This is a genomic window from Puniceispirillum sp. (SeqCode) (assembly GCF_965657105.1).
Taxonomy (GTDB): Bacteria; Pseudomonadota; Alphaproteobacteria; order Puniceispirillales; family Puniceispirillaceae; genus Puniceispirillum.
The window spans coordinates 1-3,273 of the sequence record NZ_CBFHNB010000102.1; the positions used below are offsets into that span (position 1 = coordinate 1).

Below are 3,273 nucleotides of genomic sequence, written 5' to 3' on the forward strand. Positions count from 1 at the left end.
GCGACCCAGCTTTCACCCGAAGAATCTTCGGCCTTTTTCCAGAATGGTGCTCTGGTTTTCAGATAATCCATGATGAAGCTGGCTCCGGCAAAGGCAGCTTCGCGATGCGCCGCGGCCACGCCAACAAAAACGATATTATCCTCTGGTAATAACCGGCCAATACGATGGATGACCGTGACCGCTGACAATGACCAGCGTGCCTTGGCCGTATCGATGATGTTGGAAATTTCGGCTTCGGTCATGCCCGGAAAATGTTCCAGCGTCAAAGCGGTCACATGTGTACCATCATCATCACCGCGCACAGTGCCGGTAAAGGTTACAATGGCCCCCACCGCACGCGCCTTGAGCGCATCATGTTCAGCAGCAATGTCAAAATCAGCTTCGGTGATTCGCACATTCATGTCCGCATCCATAATCACAGACCCCGTTCGGCAAATGGTAAAAAGGCCAATGGCATACCCACATCAACACCTGCATTATCGAGCGGGATTTCAACCAGCCCATCAGCCCCTGTCAGAGATGATATAACACCCGCACCACGCCGCCCATGAATCTGAATTTGCTGGTTTTTTCCGGATCCTTTAAGCGTTGCGCGAAGATATTCGGTACGACCTGGCTTCTTTTTATGGGTAAAGCCCGCAGGCACTGTCACCCGCACAGGCGTGCGCGCGATCCCCCCTGCCAATTTATCAAGCAGTGGCAGAATCAAAAGCTTGGCACAAACGAATGCCGCCACTGGATTGCCTGGTAGGCAGAAGATGAATTTATCATCAATGCGGCCAACGGCCATCGGGCGACCGGGCTTCATTGCCAATCGCCATAGGGCGCATTCGGCACCAACCATTTTCATCGCCGCTTGTGTATGGTCTTCGACACCATCAGACGCACCGCCAGACGAAATGACAATATCACTATGTGCCAACGCCGCATGATAGGCACTGGCCAAGGCGTCGCGGGCATCGGCAACAATACCGCCATCATGCAAAGTCAGCGCCTCGCCAGCTAATGCCGCCATCAGCATCGGACGGTTTGCATCATAAATCTGGCCAAAGCCTGTGCCATAATCCGCCATAACATCAATGATTTCATCACCTGTTGACAGTATCGTTGCCGCTAGTTTGTTGTGCACATCGACCGACATATGGCCTGCCGCCGCCAGCTGACCAATCATCGGCGCATTGATCGGCGTGCCCGCGGACAAGATCATTTCGCCAACCGCCAGATTTTCACCCGCAGGCCGGTTATTCGCCCCTATTTGCAGCGCTTTATCAAGACGGACATGATTGCCCGTTCGCGTGCAATCTTCGTGCATGGCAACAGCATTAACGCCATCAGGCATCACCGCGCCAGTATAGATTTCGATCGCTTCATCTTTGGCGATGCTGCCGACAAACGGATGACCTGCACGCGCCTGCCCCACAATGGGGAATAGATGACCCGGATTTGCGGCCAAGGTTTCAGCGTAAATAGCATAGCCATCGACAGCCGCATTCGCCGTTGCGGGCAGATTGACCGTGCTGATAATATCCGCCGCCGCAAACCGCCCTATTGAGGCATGCAAGGGCACATTTTCATAGGCCGTACGTGGCACAATATCACTGAGCAAATTAGCACGGGCACTATCAAGTGGCGTCGTTTCGGGATGCATCAATCAGGTCTTTATGGTCTGTGCCTGATCGCCAATAAAGGCGGCAATCGCGGCAATGTCATCAAGATCAAAACAGGGAAGTGGACAATCAGCCAGTGGTGCATCGCTGGCTACCGCCAGAATATGCGGGTCATGCGGATGCAACAGCGGTTTGCCAACAGCCGCACGATAGATTTCTATCTTGCGGATTGCAAAGGCCTTAAACCCTTCGACAATGACAATATCAGCCGGATCAAGACGTGCCAGCAAAACATCAAGGCCAGGTTCGTCAGCTTCGTCATGCTCGCTAAACAAGGCCGCGCGATTGGCCGATGATACCAAAACCTGACGCGCGCCTGCGGCGCGATGGCGATAGCTGTCCTTGCCTGGCGTATCAGCGTCAAAATGGTGATGCGCATGTTTGATCGTTGCCACATTCAGCCCCAGCGATACCAGATGCGTGATCAACTTTTCGACCAATGTGGTCTTGCCAGCCCCCGACCAACCTGCCAGACCAAATACGGTGCCATGGCGCCCCGTATCCAGCAGTGGCACATGAAGCGATGCCCGATCTATTTGGTCTTCTGGTTCGGTTTGTGCGGTTGTCATCTAGCCACCTGTCACATTCATATGCCGACCGACGGTGGCCGTTTCGCGGCGGCTGATGATGAAATCATGGCCTTTCGGCTTGCGGCCAATCGCCTCGATAATCGCCGCATCCAGCCCCGCTTCGCCATGCTGGCGCAAGGCGGTGGCGAGATCGGCATTGTCATCCTGTCCCAGACACATATAAAGCTGACCGGTGCAGGTCACCCGCACACGGTTGCAAGATTCGCAGAAATTATGCGTCAACGGCGTGATAAAGCCAAGCTTGCGACCGGTTTCGGCAACGGTGACATAGCGAGCAGGCCCCGGGGTCTGAAAATCACTATCGGTCAGGGTAAAGCGTTTGGCAAGATTGGTGCGCACCAGCGACAATGGCAGATATTGATCGATCCGGTTTTCATTGCCGATATCGCCCATCGGCATGACCTCGATAATGGTCATGTCAAAACCCTGATCACCGCACCAGGCGACCATATCACCTAGCTCATCTTCATTCACACCTTTGAGCGCTACGGCATTGATCTTAATATCCAATCCGGCAGAACGTGCCGCCGCCAGCCCGTCAAGCACGGTGGCCAGATTGCCCCAGCGGGTGATCGTGGTGAACAGATCGGGATTCAATGTATCAAGCGAAATATTCAGCCGCCGCACCCCCGCCGCCGCCAGATCATCAGCCATTTTGACAAGCTGGCTGCCATTGGTGGTGATGGTCAGTTCGTCAAGCGTGCCATCCTTTACCGACGCGCCCAGATTACGGATCAGATGCATGATGTTGCGGCGCACTAAAGGCTCGCCTCCGGTCAGGCGGATTTTACGCGTGCCCATCGCCATAAAACGGCGACAGACAATCTCTAATTCTTCAAGCGTCAGCAAATCGGCCTTGGGCAGAAAGGTCATTTCTTCGGCCATGCAATAGACACAGCGGAAATCACACCGATCGGTAACCGATAGGCGGATATAGTCAACCGTGCGCCCGAACGGATCTATCAACGCCTTTTCGGATGCGCCTGATGCGCCTGATGCGCCCAAACCGCCCGAAG

At 54.4% G+C, this 3,273-nt stretch carries 4 protein-coding genes; all 4 read right to left on the reverse strand.

Translation table 11 applies throughout. The annotated features are described in order from the left end of the window. Window positions 1-401: molybdenum cofactor biosynthesis protein MoaE (locus ACTF7Q_RS10365; protein WP_438997758.1), on the reverse strand; the 401-nt coding region annotated here is incomplete at its 3' end. A 14-nt stretch (window positions 402-415) separates the two neighbouring features. Then, window positions 416-1,648 (reverse strand): molybdopterin molybdotransferase MoeA, encoded by a 1,233-nt coding sequence (locus tag ACTF7Q_RS10370; protein WP_438997759.1) that lies wholly within the window; start codon window positions 1,646-1,648, stop codon window positions 416-418. A 3-nt stretch (window positions 1,649-1,651) separates the two neighbouring features. Then, window positions 1,652-2,236, reverse strand: coding sequence for a molybdopterin-guanine dinucleotide biosynthesis protein B (gene mobB, locus ACTF7Q_RS10375; protein WP_438997760.1), 585 nt, complete (start codon window positions 2,234-2,236; stop codon window positions 1,652-1,654). After that, window positions 2,237-3,223: a GTP 3',8-cyclase MoaA gene (moaA, locus tag ACTF7Q_RS10380; RefSeq protein ID WP_438997761.1), complete on the reverse strand. Its 987-nt coding sequence runs from the start codon at window positions 3,221-3,223 to the stop codon at window positions 2,237-2,239. Window positions 3,224-3,273 lie beyond the last annotated feature (50 nt).

What these genes read in the sequence shown, in the direction of transcription:
- ACTF7Q_RS10370 (WP_438997759.1), bottom strand. Translation starts at nt 1,648, where the DNA reads ATGCATCCCGAAACGACGCCACTTGATAGTGCCCGTGCTAATTTGCTC.
- mobB (WP_438997760.1), bottom strand. Translation starts at nt 2,236, where the DNA reads ATGACAACCGCACAAACCGAACCAGAAGACCAAATAGATCGGGCATCG.